This window comes from Arthrobacter sp. 7Tela_A1, assembly GCF_049311065.1.
Taxonomy (GTDB): Bacteria; Actinomycetota; Actinomycetes; order Actinomycetales; family Micrococcaceae; genus Arthrobacter_B.
Map to the genome: position 1 here is coordinate 14,990 of NZ_JAXIOO010000034.1, position 20,815 is coordinate 35,804.

The following is a 20,815-nucleotide window of genomic DNA, read 5'->3' on the forward strand; positions in this document are numbered from 1 at the left end:
TTGGTCTATAGCCGGGTGTCTGCTAGGCCTGCAGCTCCTCGTAGAGCAGGCCGCTGAGTATTTCGAGCAAGGCCCGCATCTTCGTCTTGTCGCCGAGCGCCTGCAGGCTCAGGTTGTAGTGGCTCTCCATAGAGTTCGTAACCGCGTCGCTGAGGGCGTTTTCTAGCTGCGGGCTGCTGTTGAAGTGGCTGCGCGAATTGTTCCGCGCTTGGGTCTGCAGAGTCTCGTTCTTTACGAGTTCCCGCCGCACGCCTTCCACGAAGTGGGCAACAGCGTCGAGCTCTTCACCTTCAAACGGGAGGTTGGCCTGCTGGATGATCTCTTCCCAGGTCGCCAGTACGGGATCTTTCGTCTGCCCGGAACCTACGTCAGTTGGGGGCTTCAGGAGCGCTTCGTCGTCATCGCTCAGTTTCAGCTGAGCCTGCCCTTTGTCCTTCAGGGCGTACTTGGCCAGGACGACGCCGGACAGATCCAAGGCCACCGGGGCATCACGCACACGCAGGACCGGCTGGAGGTGCTTGTAGAAGATCAATCGCTTCTCCAAGTCAGGGTCGGCGAAGTTCACGATCTGTGAGAGGAAATCGTAGGCACGGACGAAGGACCCCAGGTCCTTGCGGAACAGGTCCAATTCGTCCTGTGTGGTCTTGTCGCCGGACGCTACAGCCGCGTTGTACCTCGTATTGAAACGGGACTTAGCCGGCGCGACCCACCCGGAGAGGGCGTTGTTGCCTTCCTCCCTGACATAGGCCTGGACTAGTCCGTCCACCTCCGATTCGAGGTAGATCTGCGCCGCGTCCAGCTTGTTTTGCAGATCGTGGACGACGTTCGGATCCGAGGTCCCCTCGAGCCGGGCCTCACGGAAATAGGGCTTGAAAGACGCCAGAATCTCCTCGGGCTTGTTTACAAAGTCAAGAACGAAGGTCTGGTCCTTTCCGACGGCGGTGCGGTTCAGCCGGGAAAGCGTCTGCACGGCGGAGACACCGGACAGCTTCTTGTCCACGTACATGGCAACAAGCAGCGGCTGGTCGAACCCGATCTGGAACTTGTTGGCCACCAGCATGATCTGGTACTCATTCGTCGCGAACGCCTCTGGCAGCGTCCTGCCTTTGAGCCCCGGGTTCATGTTGAGCTCCGTGAAGGACTCCGGGCTTGAATCCTCGTCAGTCACCTCTCCGGAGAATCCAACCAGGGTGCCCAGGTCTGAGTAACCGGCGTCGGCAATGTACTTGTCGATGGCGAGCTTGTAGCGGACAGCTTCTTTCCGCGAGCCGGTGACCACCATGGCTTTGGCCTTACCATCCAGACGCCAGGCGATGTTGGCACGGAAGTGCTCCACGATGACCTGCACCTTTTGGCTGATGTTGTACGGGTGCAGCTTCACCCAATTCATCAGCGACTTCAGGGCTTCGGACTTCTCCACCTTGCTGTCTTCGGAGTCGTAGTCGCGCCCGTTGTGCGCGAGCCGGTACGCCACCTTGTAGCTGGTGTAGTTCTGCAGCACATCCAGGATGAAGCCCTCTTCGATGGCCTGCTGCATCGAATACAGATGGAACGGCTGGGGGAGCCCGTCCGGTCCCGGGCGGCCGAAAAGCTCCAGGGTTTTGGCCTTCGGGGTGGCAGTGAAGGCGAAGTAGCTGATGTTCTTTGCTTCTGCCCGCTCGGCCATCTCCGCGGCCAGATACGCCTCAATGTCGATCTCGCCCCCGTCATTGACGTCTTCGAGTTCCTCCACGGAGAGGGCTTGCTTCACCTTGTTGGCCGTGGAGCCCGTCTGGGACGAGTGGGCCTCATCGGCGATAATCGCGAAGTTACGGCCGCGCAGGGCCTGGGATTCGGCGATCGCCTTCAGCGCGAACGGGAAGGTCTGGATGGTGACGACGACGATGGGTGTGCGGGCGATCAGCGCCTCAGCGAGTTCGGCGGATTTGGAGCCGCCGGTGCCCTTGATGGGAACAACGACGCCGGACTTGTGCTCGATCTGGTAAATCGCATCCTGCAGCTGCGAGTCCAGAACGGTCCTGTCTGTCACCACTATGACGGAATCGAAGACCTTGTGGTCCTGTGCATCGTGCAGGGAACTCAGCTGGTGAGCCGTCCACGCGATCGAGTTCGTCTTTCCCGAACCGGCGGAGTGCTGCACCAGGTAGCGGTGGCCCGGGCCCTCGCTGCGTGCCGTGTCGATGAGGTTCGTAACCACATCCCACTGGTGGTATCGCGGGAACAGCAGGGATTTGCTGATCACCCGTTCACCGGTGACCGGATCCGTTTTGTCACTGACCTGCAGATGCAGGAACTTGCCGATGATGTTCAGCCAGGCGTCCGGCTGAAGCACCCGTTCCCACAGGTAAGTGGTGGCGGATCCGGACGGATTTACCGGGTTTCCGGCGTGGTCCCCGTTACCGAGGTTGAAGGGCAGGAACCGGGTGGCTTTACCTTTCAGCTCGGTGGTCATCTGGATTTCGTCGTTGCTGACAGCGAAGTGCACCAGGGCACGGCGGCCGAAGGCCAGCAGCGGCTCTTCCTTGTTCTTCGCGTTCCGCGGCATCCGGTCGTTGCGGTACTGGGCGACGGCGTCGTTGATGTTCTGGGTGAAATCGGTCTTGAGCTCGATGGTTGCGACTGGCAGCCCATTCAGGAAGAGGACCAGATCGATGCTCTTCTTGGTGTCAACCGTGGAATAGTGCACCTGGCGCATGACCCGCAGTCGCACCTTACCGTAGCGTTCCAGCGTGTCAGGATTTAGCCCCATCGCGGGTTTGAACTGGCACATGTCGAACTTCGCGGCGACATCCTTGAACCCGGTGCGCAGCACAGAGAGCATCCCTGCTTCCTTGGTGGCGGGTTTGTCCAGCACCTTGCACAGGCGATTGATCAGGTTATTTTCTGCCAGGATGCGTTCGGCCGGGGAGTCACTTGACTTGAGGACCTTGGCCAGCTCATGGGGTTGCGTGTCCTGGAGCCAGCCGATGACGTCTTCCGGTACGACGGCGCGTTCGGCGTCGTAGAGGTCACTCGCCTTGCGGTGCGGCTCGTAGATCCACCCCTGGGTCGCGAGTGCCTGGCAGATTTCCTCTTCGAACGTCACTTCGATGTGCTGTGCCATGTGTTCTTCCCCCTAGAACTTATCGAAAAAGTCCTGGTCGACTTTCTTGACGACGACGGTGCGGTCCACTTGGACGCCGACCCCGTATTCGAACATGAGTGTGGCAAGGCGCTGCCCGTCGATCAGGATGAGTGTGTAATGCGCGGTATCCCGTGCCACAGCCCGGGCACCGCTGGTGAAGCTGGACGTGGTGATGAAGATGCCCTTTGTGGCACGGAACTGGCCCAGCGCACCGCTGAAGGCCTGGACCTCGGGAGCGCCGACGTTGTTGCCTTCGGAGTATCGCTTGGCCTGCAGATAGACCCGGTCAAAGCCCAGAGCGTCCTGCCAGACGATGCCGTCCACGCCTTTATCTCCGGAGCGCTGCGTGGGTTTGAGGTTGTCTTCCCGGTCGGTGCCGTAGCCCAGGGCGCGCACGACAGGCGGGATCAGGTGCTCGAAGGCATCAGGTGAGAGTTCCAGCAGGTTGCGGTATATCTCATCGATCACTACTTGGTTCAGTTGAGCGGCAGATTGCTCCAGAGCCTCAGATGGGTCGGATTCAACGACGACGGCGCTGGCGTCTTCCGCTGACCCCGGCAGTGCGCTGGTAGTTGCAGCCTTGGGTCGGCGGGAGATGTTCTGGTAGGCGCGGTACGGCTCGTATCCCATCAGCGTCTCGTGCGTCAGCCGTGCGCTGCCGGCTGCGCGGGCCAGCCCTTCGTCAGAGATCCGGTATTGTCCCCGGGCTTCCCGGATGAGCAGGCCCGCCTTCATCGAGTCGAAGACTGCCCAGTTGATGCGGTTGGCCCAGCGTGCCTCACCGGAGGACATGATTTCCGCCATGTCTTCTTCGCTGAGGCGTTCGCGTTCGGCGACGGCCGCACGGATTCCTGCATTCCGCCGGATCTGTCCGTCAGCCATGATCCGAATGACTGGGTCGATGAAACCGTGCCATTGGGGAAGTGCCATGGCTATGCCGCCATTTCGCGTACATCGATCTTGCCGGTGACTGCTGCTGAAATGAGTGCGGAGCGGCGCTCTCGAAGCAGCGCAATGGCTTGCCGCGCCTTAAACGCCAGAACATCGAGTTGTTTCGTCCTGCCGTCGAGGTATTGGGCTATTTCTTCCTGCTCGCTAAGGGGTGGTACCGCTAGATCAATCGTAAGAAAGTCGGAATAGGATAGGTTTTGCATACTGGAGCTGGCGCCTACGCGGCGAAATTGTATTTGTGAACGGTATCCATCTGTTTTAGTCCACCAGTACATGAACCGCGTGTTTGCGTCTTTGAAGTCGATTTGCCATAGCTTGTCTGAAAGGAAAAGCGTAGGCATGTCGGTTTCTGGAGCACCGGTTGATCCAACGAGGTCTGGCGTGTTGGCGCGGTTTACGATGAGGGTTCCTCCCCGCACGGGGCACGTCGCCCGGTCGACGTCTTCGGGCACCACGGTCTTATTGGAACTAGCCAAGAAGTAACCCTTGGATACGGCACCAGTTTTGAGGACGCCTATATGTCCTGAGCCGGCCGGTACATCCGTTCCGTTGACACTCGTCCCTGATTCCTGCTTTGGATGCGTCCACTTTATTCGCGAAGCCGCCCAATGGATGGGTGAAGCTGGAACCCATGGGATGCCGGAAGGCTTGGTGGGGGCGGAGGGGTCGAGACCCCTCGTGACGGCTTGGGTGACGATGGCCTGGCGCTTCTCGGCCAGCAACTCGATGAGCCGCTCCTGCCTCACGATCAGTCTGTCGATTTGTGCAGTCTCACGGTCGAGGAAATCTACCGTTAGTTTTTGCTTATCTAAGCTCTGATAGGGAATGCTGACCCCAGCGAGGGCGGACGAAGATAGCTCCAAGAAGGTAGATCCTTGTCCCAAGGACTGCATTTCTGGATTGGCATGAGCAAGTGCATACCGCAGAAACGAAGGATGGATCGTGGGATTCGGCAGCAGCGCCTTGCAGCCTTGGTTGAACGCCATTGGAACAGTGTTCGTAGCCACATAACCGATGGGCGCACGCGTGGACACGATAACGCACTGTGACGGCGCCATTGCTGAGCCCGACTTCGCTCCCTGTGGGGTAAGGGTTCGAAGTGTATGTTCCAAATACGCACCGTTTGCCCTACCGACGTCCACGGGCGTTGCCCAGGGAACTCCTCCATCCCAGTTCACCGGGTCCGAAGTGGGTGTGCCGCCGTTCAGTATCTTCACGAGACGACGTAGCGGTACGTTCCTGACTGTCACTTCTCGACCTCGGATAGAAGTGCAGTGATCTCGCCAATTAGCATGTTGAGGTCGGAATCGATATCTTCCAAGGACCGCGGAGGAACGTACTTGTAGAAGTGCCGGGTGAAGGGGATTTCGTAACCAACTTTGGTCTTGGATTCGTCGATCCAGGCATCGGGAACGTGGGGGAGTACCTCTCGCTCAAAGTAGGTCTGGATGTTCTTGTTGAGTGGGACGTTCTCGGTATCGCGGAGCTCCGGATCCGATTCAGGTTTGTTCTTGGGCCCGGTGCAGATGTCCGCGGTTTCGTCGCGTTCGGAGAGGCCGGCAAGCACGGATTTGAACACGGGCGCAGGCAGTTTCAGACCAGTGGTGTTCAGCAAGGGTGTCAGGACCTTCAAGAATCCTTCGCGATTTTTATGCACCCCTGCGTTTTCCTCGGCAGCAGATCGCAGTGTCTTATCCAATAGCTCTCGGACATCATCCGAAAGCTTTAGGACAGGCTTCTGCGCCAGGGCTGCATCGATCCGCTCTGAGGTGAACGCGAAGTTCAACCGGAGGGGTCGTTCGACCGTGATGGTGGAGTAGCCGAAGTCTCGATTGTCGAAGATCTTGGAGATCTCGCCGTCGTCCTCGAATGCTCCGTAAAGCTGGACAATCCGGTCGATGTCCTCCGGGCCGAGTTCCTTGCGCTTGGAACCGAGACTCTTGCGCATCTTGCGGTAGAACTCCACCCCGTTGATGAGCTGGATCTTGCCCGCACGGCGCGGCGCTTTTTGCTTCTTGGCATTGGACAGAATCCAGACGTAAGTGGCGATGCCGGTGTTGTAAAACATGTCCGTCGGCAGAGCGATAATCGCTGAAACAAGGTCGTTCTCTATCAGGTACCGGCGAATCTCGGACTCGCCGGATCCTGCGCCGCCGGTGAACAGCGGGCTGCCGTTCAAGACGATTCCAATGCGGGAACCGCCCTCGTGCACCGGCCTCATCTTCTTCACCAGGTGGAGCAGGAAGAGCAGCGACCCGTCGCTGACCCGGGGAAGCCCAGGGCCGAAGCGGCCGTCGAATCCATGCAGATCGTGTTCGCGCTGGATCTGCGGCTGGATCTTCTTCCATTCCACCCCGAACGGCGGATTGGAGAGCATGAAGTCGAACTGCTGACCGATGTTCTGATCATTAGCCAAGGTGTCGCCGACGGAGATCTTGGAGATGTCCTGTCCCTTGATCAGCAGGTCTGCCTTGCAGATGGCGTAGGACTCGTCGTTGATTTCCTGGCCGTAGGCCACCAGCGAGGCGCTCGGGTTGTGGTTGTGCAGGTGCTCCTGGGCGACGGTGAGCATACCGCCGGTTCCGGCGGTGGGGTCGTAAATGCTGCGGACGACACCGGGCTTGGTGAGGACTTCGTCGTCGTAGTTCAACAGCAGCTGCACCATCAGCTGGATGACCTCACGTGGGGTGAAGTGCTCACCGGCGGTCTCGTTGGAGGCTTCAGCAAAGCGGCGGATGAGCTCCTCGAACATCAGCCCCATCTCAATGTTGCTGATGGTGTCCGGGTGCAGATCGATCGTGTCGAAGGCCTTGGTTACGTGGTAGAGCAGGTCCGCGGCATCCAGCTTCTCGAGTGTCTTGTAGAACTCGAAGCGTTCGAAGATGTCGCGGGTGTTCTCCGAAAAACCCTGGACGTAGTTCTCGATGTTCGCCTTGATGTTGCTGGGGTCAGCGAGCAGCTTTGCGAAGTCGAACTTGGAGGTGTTGAAGAAGCTGTACCCGGAGGCCTTCTGCAGGAAGGTGTCGAGTGGAATGTTCAGGTCCTTTTTCGCTTCCTGCTCTGCGAGGACAACTTCTTTGGTTTCCTCCAGGACGCAGTCCAGGCGGCGCAGGATGGTGAACGGAAGAATCACCGAGCCGTACTGGGCGGGCTTGTAGGTGCCCCGCAGGATGTTGGCGATGCTCCACACAAGGTTGGCGTTGTTGTTGCCGGCCATTTAAACCACTTTCCCAGCCGACGGGAGAGGGAATCCGCACAAAGCTGCGCATGGCGGCACCCCCTGCCGTGCAGCTCATTGACGACGCACGTTCTTAAGTTGAATTGTACGGCTGGGGAGTGACATGTCCCGGCCCCACGCGGACGAGAGACCGATCCTGACCACGCTCGCGGTGCTATGGCTACCTCGCAGTTCGGCTGGACATTGCTAGCCGGGGGAGGGAAGCCTAGTCATTCCGACGTAAAAATACTCGAGTTTTTCCTGCGATAGCTCATGATTGGTGGAGTCCAAAGTACGTATGCCGCTGAGCGGCAACCAGGGGGGATTCCTTGTTTGAACGGCTATCGCTAAACACGTCCTTGTGCGAACCCTGTGAGGGGCGATGTTCAAGATGACGCCGGCTGAGGCGCGTGCAATTCTTGGTCTTGCGGCTGACGCCACGATGGATGAGATTGAGTCGGCCTACCAGCGGCGTTCCCGGTTCATCCACCCGGATAGGTTCTCAGGTCGCCCGGAAAGTGACATTAGGTTTGCGACTGCTGAGTTCCAACGTATCGGTAACGCCCGTGATTTGTTGCGAGGTTGTTTTTCCGAAGCGGAAAGTACTTCGGCGGGCGCAGATGATTCCGAAACTCCCACGTCTGGTTCTGGAGAAGAAACATTCGAGGAGCCGGACCCGACTCGAGTCTTCATTACCATCCCGCATCACCGCGCTGTGGCGGGGAATGTCATTCGCGTCCAATCCCCGTCCGGGGAGAATGTTTCCATTCGTCTTCCGCGTTCTTTCGATTCGAAGCTGACTGTCCGCATCAAGGGACGAGGGGACCGATCGTTCTCCAGTGGTGTCCGGCCAGACCTACTGGTCACCGTGGTGGCGAAACCGGTGTATCAACGTACCGCCTTCCAAGAGAGTTATAACGTGCCGGATCCCGGGCGGCTTGATGAGGACCAGGTACCCTTAGTGGACTATAAGGATTCGCCGACCCGATCCAATATCGTTCTTCCCTGGATTATGGGCATCATCATCCTAGGAGTCATCGTAGGTTCGATTGCGGGATCTCCTAACCCCGATGAGCGTCCTCAGTCTGATTCAAATGGGTCTGCGTCGAGCGAGGTCTCTACTCCTGAAGGTTCGATCGAGTTCTACGCTACTGGAGATTATGCAGCGAGCTGCCCGGATGGTTCTTCGTCCTGTTGGGTCTGGCAACTAGTACCGGAGGAGAGTTGCGAGAATGCCACAATTAGCGTGGAATTTTCTAAATCGTCAACCTCCAAGTGGAGCGAGCGTACAGCCTTGCATGGACAAACGCTTATTGCGGGCACTGCATCGACCATAGTCGTCGGCGGTAGTGCCTCCAATCTGGAATATGCAGATATTTCTTCGGTGATTTGCCGGTCGGTATGAAGTTCCATTCCAGCCCGAGGTGTCAAATATCCGTATTCGTAAATCATGTCGGCAGCACATGGGCAATCCTCCATCAGAGCGGCTCAGCCAGTTCAGGCTCTAGTGTGGCGGCTGCCTCACAGTGTGGCTGCACGCCGAATGGCTAGACTGGGGAAATGCCGAACTCCGACGCTGATTCCGCTGCCCTGGGCGAGCTGATGCACGCCGCCTTCCGCGGCCTGCGGGGCCGCTGGATCCAGCAGCTGGCACCGTTTGAGTTGACTCCGCACCAGTACCGGGCGCTCAACGCCATGGGGCGGAACGCGGACGACGGCGGGATGCGGCTGAAGGACCTCGCTGACCGGCTGCGCATCGCACCGCGCTCGGCCACCGAAGTTGTGGACCAGCTTGAGGCTAAGGGCCTGGTAGAGCGCGGACCCGATCCGTCCGACCGCCGGGCCACGCTGATTGCCCTGACGCCGGCAGGGACCCGGATGCGCGAAGGTGTCCGCAGGGACCGCGCCCGCGAAGCAGACGAGTACTTCGCCGCGCTCTCGGCCGACGACCGCTCGGAACTGGCACGGATCCTCGGGCAGCTGGCCGGAGATGTGCCGCGGCGGCACCCAAAGCCGTAATACCGGGGCTGGGAACCCGTTTCCTGGAGATCCGAGGAAATATCCGGGCGCGGGGCGCCGGCCGCCCGCGGCATCTGTTCGTCCGGGTCAGGGCTCCCGTACCGTCGGTAGGGACAGTGCTCCGGCAGTCTGCGCGGCGCATGTTCGGCCAACTGGGAGGTAGTTCCCGTGCCCTCATCCGTTCCCGGCTCTTCCGGCGGCACCACAGCAGCCGGCACTTCGTCCGGCACCACAGGCAGCGGGATAGGGGCATACCTGTCTCCCCGGACGTGGCTGCTTCCGCTGTTTGTCCTGCTGCTCCTCGGCGGCACAGGTTCAGCCTTGTATATTGGCGGACTGGGAAGTCCCGCCGGCCATTTGGAGCATGTTCCGGTTGCCCTGGTGAACCGCGACGACGGTACTGACGCCAGCGGAACCCAGGAGGACTTCGGCCGGGACCTGGCCGGGACGCTGAAGGAAAACTTCGACAAGACGGACGACTTCGATATGCGTCCCCTGAGCTGGGACGAGGCACAGGCCCAGCTGCGGTCCGGGCAGGTCTATGCGGCAGTCGTGCTGGAGGAGGACTTCTCTGCCGACGCCGTCGGCCTTGTCTCCTCGAGCCTCACGGACACGGAAGCGACACGGCCGCACATCACGTTCTACACCAACCCGCTCGCCAGCCCGCTGGGCAGCCAGCTGGCAGCCGATGCCATCGTACCGGCACTGGATGAAGCCAGCCGGAACCTCGGCGAACAGCTGGAGGAATCAGCGGAGCAGGCCCGCGCCGAAGCCCAGGAACGGCAGGGCGCGGAACTTACTGAGGCCGGCGTTCCGGAAGAGGTGCAAAGCCAGCTGGCACCCCAGCTGAACGGAACATCAACGGCAGTGCTGAGCGATCCCATCCAGATCACCGAGCGGCCTTTCGAGAAGCCGCAGGAAGGGTCCGCACTGGGCATGGGCGCGTTCTTCTACTCGGTGCTCCTGATGGTGGTGGGGATCAGCGGGTCGGTGGCGCTGCACTTCCTCGTCGATTCCCGCCTCGGGGTCCTGCCCATTGAGCTGGGACCGCGGTTCCGCCGCGGACCCCTCCTCCGGCCCGCACGCTGGGCAACGTTCCTGCTCAAATGGGGAATCGTACTGGTCGCAGGACTCCCCACGGCGGGACTGATGATGTGGATTGCCTCCGCCGTCGGTATGCCCATTCCCCACGGCGGCCTGTTCTTCTTCAGCAGCTGGCTGTGCCTGGCCACCGTTTCCGCCGTGACGTTCGGACTCATCACCCTCTTTGGCAGCGCCGGAATGATCCTGTCCATGATCTACATCGTGTTCATGGGCCTGCCTGCCGCCACCGGTGTGGTTCCGCTGGAGATGCTCCCGGGCTTCTTTAAGTTCATTGCCCGCGGAGAGCCGCTCTACCAGATGACAATCGCGAACAAGGCGATCCTCTACTTCGATGCCCAGGCCGGAGCCGGCCTGCAGGCCGGACTGATCGGCATGGGCGTCATCATCCTGGTGTTCGTTGTGGCCGCATTGGTTGCCGGCGTGGTCTATGACCGCCTGCTCGGCACCCGTGCCGCGGACCTTGAGCTGGAAAAGCGGGCGGCCCGCCACTGATGCCCGGAGCGGGGCCGTCCAGGTGCGCAAATCCGTCACGGAACAGGACGGGTTTGGCCCAAGGTGCCCGCAGTGGGAAAATCCGAAGATGCGCCCCATGCAGAATTCCAGCCGTTTGCAGAACATCCGCTACGACCTCCGTGGACCCGTCCAGCACGTGGCCAAACAGATGGAAGCTGCGGGCCAAAGAATCCTGAAGATGAATCTCGGAGACCCGGCGCCGTTCGGGCTGGAAGCGCCGGAATCGATCGTGGTGGACATGATCCATCACCTGCGCGGCGCACAGGGCTACAGCGACTCCAAGGGCATCTACTCCGCCCGGACTGCCATTTCGCAGTATTACCAGACGCGCGGACTCATGCAGATCGGTGTGGAGGACATCTACATCGGCAACGGTGTGAGCGAGCTGATCTCCATGACTCTGCAGGCCTTCCTGGAACCGGGGGACCAGATCCTGATCCCGTCCCCGGACTACCCGCTGTGGACAGCCTCCGTCATGCTCTCCGGCGGGGAGGCAGTGCACTACGCCTGCGACGAAGAGAACAACTGGTGGCCGGACATGGCAGATCTTGAAGCCAAGATCACGGAGCGGACCCGGGGCATCGTGATCATCAACCCCAATAACCCCACCGGAGCTGTCTATCCCCGCGAGATCCTTGAACAGTTCGTGGACCTGGCCCGGCGTCATGAGCTGGTGCTGTTCTCCGACGAAATCTACGAGAAGATCCTCTACCGCGGTGCCGAGCACATCCACACCGCCTCGGTAGCGGGAGACCTGCCCGTGCTGACCTTCTCCGGCCTTTCCAAGGCGTACCGGATGCCCGGCTACCGTGCCGGCTGGGTAGCAGTCACCGGAAAGCGGTCCGACACCGCCGACTACCGCGAATCCCTGGAACTCCTCGCCTCCCTGCGCCTGTGCCCCAACGTTCCGGCCCAGCATGCCATCCAGACATCCCTGGGCGGGTACCAGAGCATCGACGACCTGGTGAAGCCCGGCGGACGGCTGGCCGAACAGGGTGAGCTGGCCTGCCGCCTGCTGAACCAGATCCCGGGAGTCAGCTGCGTTCCCGCCGCCGGAGCGATGTACCTGTTCCCGAAGCTCGACCCGGCGATGTACCCCTTCGACGACGATGAGAGGTTTGTCCTGGACCTCCTCGAGGAGCAGAAGATCCTGGTCTCCCAGGGTTCCGCGTTCCATTGGCCCGAGCCCGACCATTTCCGTTTCGTGATCCTGCCTGCGGAAGATGATATCCGTGACGCGGTGAACCGGATTGCGGAGTTCCTCGCCGGCCGGCGCAGCACCCTGGACGCGCAGGGCGCTGCCTAGCCCAGGGCTCCGCAGAGAATTGTCGCTCCGGCATCCTCGTCCCGCCGGATGGCGGCGGTAAAGCCGGCGGCAGCCAGCTCCAGCCCGAGCCGCGGAGCCTGCTCTTCGCTGCATTCCAGCAGCAGTTGCCCGTTGGCCGCCAGCCAGGCCGGAGCTGCCGCCGCGATTGCTCCGAGTAACGCCAGCCCGCCGGCACCGCCGTCCAGCGACAGCCGCGGCTCGTGGAGGCGGGCTTCCCGGGGCAGGAGACCAATCTCTTCCGTCGGGACGTAGGGCGCATTGGCGACGACCACGTCAAGGTGTCCGCGAAGCCTGCCCGGAAGTGCCGAGAACAGATCGCCCTCCCAGACAGCTGCCTGTCCAGCGAGGTTCCCGCGCGCACATTCCACTGCCGCGCGGCTCCGGTCGGCAGCATGGAGTTCGGCGTCCGGTACGGCAGCGGCTAAGACGGCGCTGATGGCGCCCGAGCCGCAGCAGAGGTCCAGGACCACGGGGGAGGGCAGGGCGCCGGCCGCCGCAACCGCGGCGCCGGCGAGGAACTCCGTGCGCCGCCGCGGGATAAAGACCCCCGGACAAACGGCGATCCGGAGGCCGCAAAACCCCGCCCATCCCAGGACGTATTCCAGCGGCTGGCCGGCCAGACGCCGCCGAAGGAGCTCCTCCGCCTCCCGGGGCGAGGCTGCGGCACCGGCAATCTTGGCCGCCTCTTCTTCGGCAAAGACACAGCCGGCCGCCCGGAGCTGCGGCGAGTACAGGTCCGCCAGCGCCTGTTGCTGCGTTTTCCGCATCCTGGGCCCCTTCCCCGAGCCGTCACAGTTCCGGAACGCCGCACTTATCTTTCCAATGTCTGGAATAAGGCGCATCTGCGGAGTTATGGTCGATGCATGCCTAGCTTGAGAGTTGCCGAAGCAGCCCGGTTCCTCGGTGTCAGCGACGATACCGTGCGCCGCTGGATTGAGAACGGTACCTTGACCGGTATCCGCGACGCCAGCGGGCGCCAAGCCGTCAAGAGCCTGGAACTGGCACGCCTGGCACGGAGCCAGGCGCAGCTGCCGGCTGATCCGGCCGACAGCGCCTCGTCGGCCCGGAACCGCTTTGTTGGCCTGGTGACCGACATCGTCATGGACAAGGTCATGGCCCAGGTTGAGCTGCAGTGCGGGCCCTTCCGGGTGGTTTCGCTCATGAGTGCCGAAGCTGTTCGGGAGCTGGGGCTGGAACCCGGATCCACGGCCACCGCGGTGGTCAAGGCAACGAACGTGATCGTGGAAGTTCCGCCTGGAAAGAAGCAGGTGTAATGCCCTCACGTTTCGGCCGTGCCGGGGTCCTGGTTCCGGCCTTGGCGGCGGCGCTGTCGCTGGGTTCCTGCGCGGAGACGACGCCGGCCTCCGGGCAGGGCGGCGAGCTCACGGTCTTTGCGGCGTCGTCACTCTCCCGTCCCTTCAGCGAGCTTGCGGAGGACTTTGAAGCCGCCCATCCCGGAACCACGGTCCGGCTGAATTTCGCCGGTTCCTCCGACCTTGCCGCGCAGCTCGCGGCCGGAGCCCCGGCGGACGTGTTCGCGGCCGCCGACGAAACGAACATGGCCCGGGTCATGGAGGCGGACCTGGCAGCGGCCGTCCCGGCAGACTTCGCCACCAACACGCTGACCATAGCGGTCCCGCCCGGCAACCCGGCCGGTATCACCGGATTCGACGACCTGGCAGCTCCGGGAGTGCAGGTAGTGATGTGCGCCGTGCAGGTGCCGTGCGGCGCCGCTGCAGAACGGATCGAATCGGCGTCAGGAACGTCCCTTTCCCCGGTGAGCGAGGAATCGTCGGTGGCCGGCGTGCTGGGCAAAGTGAGTTCAGGCGAAGCCGACGCCGGCCTGGTCTATGTCACGGACGTGAAAGCTGCCGGGACCAGCGTTGAGGAAGTACCGGTTCCCGAAGCTGCCGAGGCGGTCAACCGGTACCCGATTGTCCGGCTCTCCGCATCCGGCAACGGTGACCGTGCGGATGCCTTCATCCAGTACGTCGTGGGCCCCTCGGGACAGTCGGTGCTGCGGGAGGCCGGTTTTGGTGCTCCGTAACAGCATGGCGCCCCTTCCGCCCTGGATCCCGGCAGTAGCCGCCGTCGGCGCCTTGTTCCTGCTGCTTCCCCTCGCCGCACTGACCGCGGCCGTGAACTGGTCCGAGTTCCTTCCGCTGATCACCTCCGAGTCCTCGCTGGCCGCCCTGTCCCTGAGCCTGCGGACCGCGGCGGTGAGTACGCTGCTGTGCATCCTCCTGGGCGTTCCGCTGGCCCTGGTCCTGGCCCGGACGCAGTTCCCGGGAAAAAGGCTGGTCCGGGCGCTGGTCCTGCTGCCACTGGTGCTGCCTCCGGTGGTAGGCGGCATAGCACTGCTGTATACCTTCGGCCGGCAGGGGCTGCTGGGCGGGGTCCTGGAGGTCCTCGGGATCCAGGTTGCCTTCTCCACTGCTGCGGTCGTGCTGGCGCAGACTTTCGTGGCCCTGCCGTTTCTGGTCCTGAGCCTCGAAGGCGCGCTGCGTACCGCAGGCACCCGCTATGAAGCGGTCGCAGCCACGCTGGGAGCGGCGCCGTCGACGGTGCTGCGCAGGGTCACCGTGCCCCTTGTGGTTCCGGGTCTGGTCTCCGGGGCGGTACTCTCCTTCGCCCGCTGCCTCGGTGAATTCGGGGCAACCCTCGCCTTTGCCGGCAGCCTGCAGGGGGTCACGCGGACGCTGCCGCTGGAGGTCTACCTGCAGCGGGAGAGCGACGCCGATGCCGCCGTGGCTCTCTCCCTCGTCCTGGTGGCGGTTGCAGTGACCGTGGTGGGCCTGACTTACCCCGGCTCCGGCCGGGCAGGGCTGCGGCGAACGTCCCGGCCGGCCGGATCTGCTCCTGCGGAGGTCCGGAAATGAGCCTGCACCTGGCGGCAACCGTTCCGGAGCGGGGGGTCGACGTCGACCTGCGCCTGGCGGAAGGCGAGACGGTGGCGCTGCTCGGCCCCAACGGCGCCGGTAAATCCACTGTCGTTTCCCTGATCGCCGGACTGGTGCATCCGGAGGCGGGCCGGGCCGAACTGGGCGGCCGGACCCTCTTCAACCTCGCCGGATCCCGGGGCGCCTTTGTCCCCGCGCACCGCCGCGGAACGGCATTGCTGGCCCAGGAACCTCTGCTTTTTCCACACCTCAGCGCCCGGGAGAACGTGGCGTTCGGCCCGCGCAGCACCGGATCACGGAGGAAGGCCGCGCTGGCCGCCGCCGACCGCTGGCTGGCCGAAGTGGACGCAACGGACCTGGCCCGGCGCCGTCCTTCGGAACTCTCCGGCGGACAGGCCCAGCGCGTGGCCCTGGCACGCGCCTTGGCCGCCGAACCCGCGCTGCTCCTGCTCGACGAACCCATGGCGGCCCTGGACGTGGAAGCCGTGCCCCTGATGAGGCGGCTGCTGAAACGGGTTCTCGCCGGCCGGAGCGCACTGATCGTGACGCATGACGTGCTGGATGCGCTGACCCTCGCGGACCGGGTGCTGGTAATGCAGGAGGGCAGGATCGTCGAATCCGGCCCCGCCTCCGTGGTGCTCCGCCGGCCCCGAAGCCAGTTCACGGCGAGCCTGGCGGGATTGAACCTTGTGACGGGAATCCGGAAGTCCGGCGGGTTCGCGGCAGAGGGATTCACTCTTCCGGGCGTGCTGCCCGAGCCGGCGGGCGGTGAAGGAACGCGCTGGCTGGCGGCATTCCCGCCGTCGTCCGTGGCGGTGCACCGCGCAGGTCCGGAGCATCCCGGCGTTGCGCATCCGGCCGGTCCGGGTGGCGGGGCGCACACCCTTTTCCGTGCCCGCGTCACGGATCTGGAGCCGCAGGGTGACCGGATCCGGGTGCGCGCAGGAGGGCTGGCTGCGGATGTTTCTCCGTCGCGGGCAGCTGAGCTGGGCCTCGACCCGGGGCAGGACGTGATTCTGGCCTTGGATCCCCAAGCCATGGAGCTCTATCCGGAATAGCATGCACGCAGGTATTGGCCCGCGGCGGCCGGTTCCTCCCTGGTCCCTGAACATCTGCCCTCCGGCGGCCCTATACTCGCGAAGATGGAGGACCAACCGCGGATCCTTGTGGTGGAAGATGACCGGGCCCTTTCCCGGATGCTGGTGGAGATCCTCGAATCGGAAGGCTATGCCGTCACGACGGCCTTCGACGGTCAGCGTGCCCTGCATCTGGGGCTGACCCGGGAGTTCGATGTGCTGCTGCTGGACCGCGGGCTGCCCGCCATCGAAGGGCTGGATGTCCTGGCACGCCTGCGCAGCCGGGGCGTCAGTGTCCCCGCCCTGGTGCTCTCCGCGCTGGGCAACCCGTCGGACCGTGTGGAGGGCCTGGACCGGGGTGCCGAAGACTACCTGGCCAAACCGTTCGACGTCGATGAACTGCTGGCGCGGCTGCGCGTCCTGCGGCGCCGGACCCTCCGCGAGGTGCCTGTCCTGCCGGTGCCCGGCGGAGTGTTCGATGCCGCCGGGCGGACTGTGACCACGGGAGCCGGGGCGGTGGTGGTCCTGTCCGCACGTGAAGCCGCCCTGCTGGAGGAGCTGGCCAGACGCCCCGGACAGGTTTTCCCCCGCGAGGACCTGCATGCCCTGGTGTTCCCGGACGCCGACGACCACGGCGTTGTCGACACGTATGTGCACTATCTGCGCCGGAAGCTGGGCAGGAACGCGGTCCTGACCGTTCGCGGGATCGGCTACCGCCTGGGCCGGCAGGAATAGGTTCGCCGTGGGAAGGGCGCTGCGCGGGGAACGGAGTGAACTCCGCCGGGCCTCGGTACGGCTGGCGGTCCAGTTCACCGCGCTGATCGTGGTGCTGCTCTCGCTGGCCGGCGCCGTCGTCTACTATCTTGCCGCCGCCGGGAGTGAGGAAGCCCTCCAGCAGCGGCTGGAGGCCGCCGTCGAACTGGATAACCCGCGTGATGCTCCGCTGGACGTTTTCCTGGCGGTCTTCGACCGCGGCAGGCTGGAAGTCTCGCGGGACGTGCCTTCGGGCCTGCCGGTGGCCGGCTCGCTGTCAGCCGTCGCGGCAGGAGCAGGCAGCATCGCCGAAACCGTGGAGGCAGACGGCACAACTTACCGCGTGCTGACGGCGCAGGAGGGGCGCGGCCGTGTGGTCCAAGCCGCCGTGGATACGCAGGAAACACGGAACCAGCTGAACCGCCTGCTGTTCGCGCTGATAGCGGCCGTGGTGGGTTCGGCAGCGGTGGCGGCGCTGTTTTCAATTCTGGCGGCGCGGGCCGCCATGCGCCCGCTGGCCCGGGCCCTGGAGCTGCAGCGCAGGTTCGTCTCTGATGCCAGCCATGAACTGCGCACGCCGCTGACCCTGTTGAGCACCCGGGCCCAGCTGCTGCGCCGGCGAGTCGCGGGGCAGGCCGGGGGAGCGTCTCCCGGAGAGCTGGACCGCCTCATTCAGGGACTGGATGAGGTGGTGGCTGACGCTGGGGTGCTCACCGGCATCCTGGATGACCTGCTGGTGGCCGCGGATCCGCGGAAGCCCGGGACGCTGGAGCAGGTGGACCTGGCAGCGGCTGCCCGGCAGACCGCCGCCGCTTTCGGTCCTGCCTTTTCCGAGCGGGGCCTTGCGCTGCACACCCGGCTGCCGGACACGCCGCTGCCGGTCCTGGGCAACGAAGCGGCACTTCAACGGGTCTTCACCGCGCTGCTGTCCAACGCCCTGGATTTCGGCCGGACCGAAGCTACCGTCACCGTAGCCGCGCGGAACCGCGACGCCGTGATCACGGTGGCAGACGACGGACCGGGGCTGCCGCCCGAGCTCGCCGGAGCACTGTTCGACCGCTTCTCCTCGGTCCGCCGGGCCCCGGAAGGCCGCACCCGGCACTACGGGCTGGGACTGGCGCTGGTCGCGGAAATCGCCGCACGGTTCGGCGGATCGGTCAGCGCCGAACCGGAGACAGGCCAGGGAGCCGTCCTGGTGGTCCGGCTGCCCCTGGCCCGGCGGGGCTTCTAAGAAATCTCGAAGAATCGCGGCGTTGGATAGATGGCGTAGGAATATCTAAAGCTCAAGGGAGGTGTCACCAATCGTGGCGATTGGGAGCAAAGCGAAGAAGATCATCATCTGGACCGGCAGCGGCCTGGCCGCCGCCGGCCTGCTGGCCGGGACGTTCTTCACGGGCATGGCCGTTGGGGACAATATGGAGACCGCCTCAGTGACGTCCGAACAGGACCAGGACCAGAGGCAGGACCAGGGCCAGGATCACGGCCGCGGCGGCGACCGCGAACGGCGCGGGCCGGAAGATGTCCAGGAGCGGGACGGCGGCCGCCACGGCGACCACGGCGACCACGGCGAGGCCGAAAGCCATGGCCGCGGCGGACACCACGGCGGCGCCCCCGGGGACGGCGGTGCCCCTGAAGAATCAGAGGCTCCCGCCGAACAGTCCTGAGTTAGGAGGGCAGCAGCTGCGCCGAGGCTGTCTCGCGGTGCTCGGGTTCGCCCGATGCCAGCGCAAACATCGCGTAGTTCAACGGGCCGGCGGCCATCAGCGCCGTGCACCGTTCGGCAAGGTGCGGCTCGGTGAGGCCTGTCGCGTCCTGGTAGCGGCGGAGGACGTCGTCGAGGGAATCCGGCGAGATGAGGTGCACGTACATAAACTCCAGGGCCGGGTCACTGACCTTCGCCGTGGTCCAGTCCAAGACGGAAACGATCCGGTTGGCGTCATCGAGCAGCAGATGCGCGGGATACAGCTCGCCATGGGTCAGCACCGTCCGCTGCGGCCAGAGGCGGTCATCGGCCAGCCACCGGTCCCAGCCGGCCAGCAGCTCCGGCGCAATCCGGAACTCGGTGCGCACCTGTTCCAGTACATCAGCCCAGTGCCGGCGGACGCCGTCGGGAGTCTCGGACGGGATGCCTGCGGCGGCCGCGGCAGCGGCGTCCATTCCGTGCAGCGACGCGATCAACCCGGCCAGGGACTGGAGGTACGTCGGATCCGACGGGTCAAAGTGCCATTCGGGCTGGTTGTCGCGGTCCACCGTGAGCCCGGGCCTGCCTGGCAGCAGGGGATAGGCAATGAGGTCCGCACTCCGGATCTTCCACTCGGGGACCGCGGCAGGAAGGCGCGGACGCACGAAATCCAGGATCGCCTGCTCGCGTTCCTGCCCGGCGGCAACGTCCGCACGCCGGGGGATCCGCAGTACCCAGTCAGCACCGTCCGGTGCAGCGGCGAAAGCGACCCGGTAATCCAGTCCGGCTTCGTTGAAACGGACGGTGCCTGGATCCAAGGCGAGTCCGTGCCGTGCTGCCAGGGTGCATACATCGGCTGCCATCAGTTCCCGTGCTTCGCTCATGGCTTCCTTTTCTCCCGGTATCCAAGGCGCCGCCCCGGGGCTGATTCCGTGTCGTCCTGTTACGCAGAATGTCATGTGCCGCTGCATAAGTCGTCACAAAGCACGGTCGTTTTGCTCACGGGGCCCTGATGTTCCTAGCCTAGGGACGGAATCAAGAGTTCCAGCCAATGGCCCTGGCCGGCTGGACAGCAACCCTCTCGTCGTAGCGGGGTGCTCCAGGTGATGATTCGGCCTCGGCGGAGACTTTCCGCGAGGCAAGTACGGCGCCGGCACTGCCCTCCAGCGGCCTGCGCCTCCACACCGTCCGCGGCTCTCCGCGGACCCTTTCGGGAGAAGAGCCACACCATGAAACTCAGCAGAATCCTGGCCATTGCAGCAGCACCGCTCCTGGCATTCACAATGGCCGCCTGCGGCTCAGCCTCCGGGGACGAAGGCACCGTGAAGATCGGCGTGGTGGGAGCCAGCGATCCATACTGGGCCACCTACACGGACGCCGCGAAGGCGGAAGGCATCGACGTCGAAATCGTGGACTTTGCCGAGTACACGCAGCCGAACCCGGCACTGACCGAGGGTGAACTGGACCTGAACCAGTTCCAGCACATCATCTACCTGGCCCGCTACAACGTTGCCAGCGGTGAAGACCTGACACCAATTGGCTCCACGGCCATCTACCCGCTGGGCCTGTACTCCACCCAGTACGACTCGGTGGAAGACATCCCCGAAGGCTCGACGGTGGCGGTGCCCAACGACGAAAGCAACCTGGCCCGCGGCCTGCTGGTGCTGCAGTCAGCCGGGCTGGTCAGCCTCAAGGACGGCGGCAGCGCGTTCGCGACCCTTGACGACCTCGATGAGGCCACGTCAAAGGTCAAGGTGACCACCCTTGAGGCTTCCCTGACCCCCACGTCGCTTCCCGACGTCGCAGCCGCGATCGTCAACAATGATTTCGTCGAAGACGCGGGCCTTAAAGCCGAAGATGCCATCGCCCAGGACGATCCGTCAGATCCCAAGGCCATTCCGTACGTGAACATCTTCGCGGCGCGTGCCGGCGAGGAGGAGAACGAGACCTACCTCAAGCTCGTGCAGATCTACCAGGAAACGCAGGCAGTCCAGGACGGTGTCCAGAAGGCTTCAGGCAACACCGCCGAATTCCTGAAGGTCCCGGTCCAGGACCTGCGCGATTCGCTCGCCGAGGTCCAGAAGGACATCGAAAACCTGGACTAGTTCCTGCCCGTTCCACCGTGTCCCGGGTCCGGCTGCGGCCGGACC

General features: G+C 63.7%; 18 protein-coding genes and 1 riboswitch. Of the genes, 12 read left to right on the plus strand and 6 right to left on the minus strand.

Features of this window, described 5'->3' with window-relative positions; genetic code table 11:
- Positions 1-22: 22 nt before the first annotated feature.
- The 4 genes from TVB01_RS13175 to TVB01_RS13190 are packed head-to-tail and all read right to left on the minus strand — an operon-like array spanning position 23 to position 7,292.
- Entirely contained in the window at positions 23-3,103 is a 3,081-nt protein-coding gene (locus TVB01_RS13175) for a type I restriction endonuclease subunit R (protein ID WP_422456360.1), read from the minus strand.
- Positions 3,104-3,115: 12 nt separating this feature from the next.
- On the minus strand, positions 3,116-4,054 hold the full coding sequence (locus TVB01_RS13180; protein WP_422456361.1) for a restriction endonuclease: 939 nt from the start codon (positions 4,052-4,054) through the stop codon (positions 3,116-3,118).
- Between the two features lie 2 nt (positions 4,055-4,056).
- Positions 4,057-5,325: a restriction endonuclease subunit S gene (locus TVB01_RS13185; RefSeq protein ID WP_422456362.1), complete on the minus strand. Its 1,269-nt coding sequence runs from the start codon at positions 5,323-5,325 to the stop codon at positions 4,057-4,059.
- A complete protein-coding gene (locus tag TVB01_RS13190; protein WP_422456363.1) occupies positions 5,322-7,292 on the minus strand; it encodes a type I restriction-modification system subunit M in 1,971 nt (656 codons plus the stop codon). The genes TVB01_RS13185 and TVB01_RS13190 overlap by 4 nt, the downstream gene beginning before the upstream one ends.
- Before the next feature lie 382 nt (positions 7,293-7,674).
- Here TVB01_RS13190 and TVB01_RS13195 point away from each other — a divergent pair, with 382 nt between their 5' ends.
- The 4 genes from TVB01_RS13195 to TVB01_RS13210 all read left to right on the plus strand — a co-directional run bounded on the left by TVB01_RS13195 (position 7,675) and on the right by TVB01_RS13210 (position 12,234).
- Positions 7,675-8,697, plus strand: a complete 1,023-nt coding sequence (locus tag TVB01_RS13195; protein ID WP_422456364.1) for a J domain-containing protein — start codon at positions 7,675-7,677, stop codon at positions 8,695-8,697.
- Between the two features lie 155 nt (positions 8,698-8,852).
- The gene (locus TVB01_RS13200) at positions 8,853-9,311 is read left to right on the plus strand and encodes a MarR family winged helix-turn-helix transcriptional regulator (RefSeq protein WP_422456365.1); all 459 of its coding nucleotides are present in this window, start codon (positions 8,853-8,855) and stop codon (positions 9,309-9,311) included.
- A 168-nt stretch (positions 9,312-9,479) separates the two neighbouring features.
- Complete coding sequence (locus tag TVB01_RS13205; protein ID WP_422456366.1) at positions 9,480-10,907, plus strand: YhgE/Pip domain-containing protein; 1,428 nt, start codon at positions 9,480-9,482, stop codon at positions 10,905-10,907.
- A gap of 88 nt (positions 10,908-10,995) precedes the next feature.
- Complete coding sequence (locus tag TVB01_RS13210; protein ID WP_422456367.1) at positions 10,996-12,234, plus strand: pyridoxal phosphate-dependent aminotransferase; 1,239 nt, start codon at positions 10,996-10,998, stop codon at positions 12,232-12,234.
- Here the strand turns inward: TVB01_RS13210 and TVB01_RS13215 are convergent.
- Positions 12,231-13,022 carry a putative protein N(5)-glutamine methyltransferase gene (locus TVB01_RS13215; protein ID WP_422456368.1) on the minus strand — a complete coding sequence of 264 codons (792 nt, stop codon included), beginning with the start codon at positions 13,020-13,022 and terminating at the stop codon, positions 12,231-12,233. The genes TVB01_RS13210 and TVB01_RS13215 overlap by 4 nt on opposite strands.
- Before the next feature lie 96 nt (positions 13,023-13,118).
- On the opposite strand from TVB01_RS13215, the gene TVB01_RS13220 reads away from it, so the two are divergent.
- From TVB01_RS13220 to TVB01_RS13250, 7 genes are all read left to right on the plus strand, one after another.
- Positions 13,119-13,529 carry a TOBE domain-containing protein gene (locus TVB01_RS13220; protein WP_422456369.1) on the plus strand — a complete coding sequence of 137 codons (411 nt, stop codon included), beginning with the start codon at positions 13,119-13,121 and terminating at the stop codon, positions 13,527-13,529.
- Positions 13,529-14,302: a molybdate ABC transporter substrate-binding protein gene (gene modA, locus TVB01_RS13225; RefSeq protein ID WP_422456370.1), complete on the plus strand. Its 774-nt coding sequence runs from the start codon at positions 13,529-13,531 to the stop codon at positions 14,300-14,302. Before TVB01_RS13220 ends, modA begins: the two co-directional genes overlap by 1 nt.
- Before the next feature lie 4 nt (positions 14,303-14,306).
- Complete coding sequence (locus tag TVB01_RS13230; RefSeq protein ID WP_422456371.1) at positions 14,307-15,134, plus strand: ABC transporter permease; 828 nt, start codon at positions 14,307-14,309, stop codon at positions 15,132-15,134.
- Positions 15,131-16,213, plus strand: coding sequence for a sulfate/molybdate ABC transporter ATP-binding protein (locus TVB01_RS13235; protein WP_422456372.1), 1,083 nt, complete (start codon positions 15,131-15,133; stop codon positions 16,211-16,213). Before TVB01_RS13230 ends, TVB01_RS13235 begins: the two co-directional genes overlap by 4 nt.
- A gap of 84 nt (positions 16,214-16,297) precedes the next feature.
- A complete protein-coding gene (locus tag TVB01_RS13240) occupies positions 16,298-16,966 on the plus strand; it encodes a response regulator transcription factor (RefSeq protein WP_422456373.1) in 669 nt (222 codons plus the stop codon).
- A 7-nt stretch (positions 16,967-16,973) separates the two neighbouring features.
- The gene (locus TVB01_RS13245) at positions 16,974-18,215 is read left to right on the plus strand and encodes a sensor histidine kinase (protein ID WP_422456374.1); all 1,242 of its coding nucleotides are present in this window, start codon (positions 16,974-16,976) and stop codon (positions 18,213-18,215) included.
- A 73-nt stretch (positions 18,216-18,288) separates the two neighbouring features.
- On the plus strand, positions 18,289-18,648 hold the full coding sequence (locus TVB01_RS13250) for a hypothetical protein (RefSeq protein WP_422456375.1): 360 nt from the start codon (positions 18,289-18,291) through the stop codon (positions 18,646-18,648).
- Between the two features lies 1 nt (position 18,649).
- Here the strand turns inward: TVB01_RS13250 and TVB01_RS13255 are convergent, their stop codons facing one another.
- Positions 18,650-19,549, minus strand: a complete 900-nt coding sequence (locus TVB01_RS13255; protein ID WP_422456376.1) for a macrolide 2'-phosphotransferase — start codon at positions 19,547-19,549, stop codon at positions 18,650-18,652.
- A gap of 149 nt (positions 19,550-19,698) precedes the next feature.
- Positions 19,699-19,816, plus strand: a riboswitch (SAM riboswitch).
- A gap of 78 nt (positions 19,817-19,894) precedes the next feature.
- Between TVB01_RS13255 and TVB01_RS13260 the strand changes: the two genes are divergently transcribed.
- Positions 19,895-20,770, plus strand: coding sequence for a MetQ/NlpA family ABC transporter substrate-binding protein (locus TVB01_RS13260; protein WP_422456377.1), 876 nt, complete (start codon positions 19,895-19,897; stop codon positions 20,768-20,770).
- The last annotated feature ends 45 nt before the right edge of the window (positions 20,771-20,815 follow it).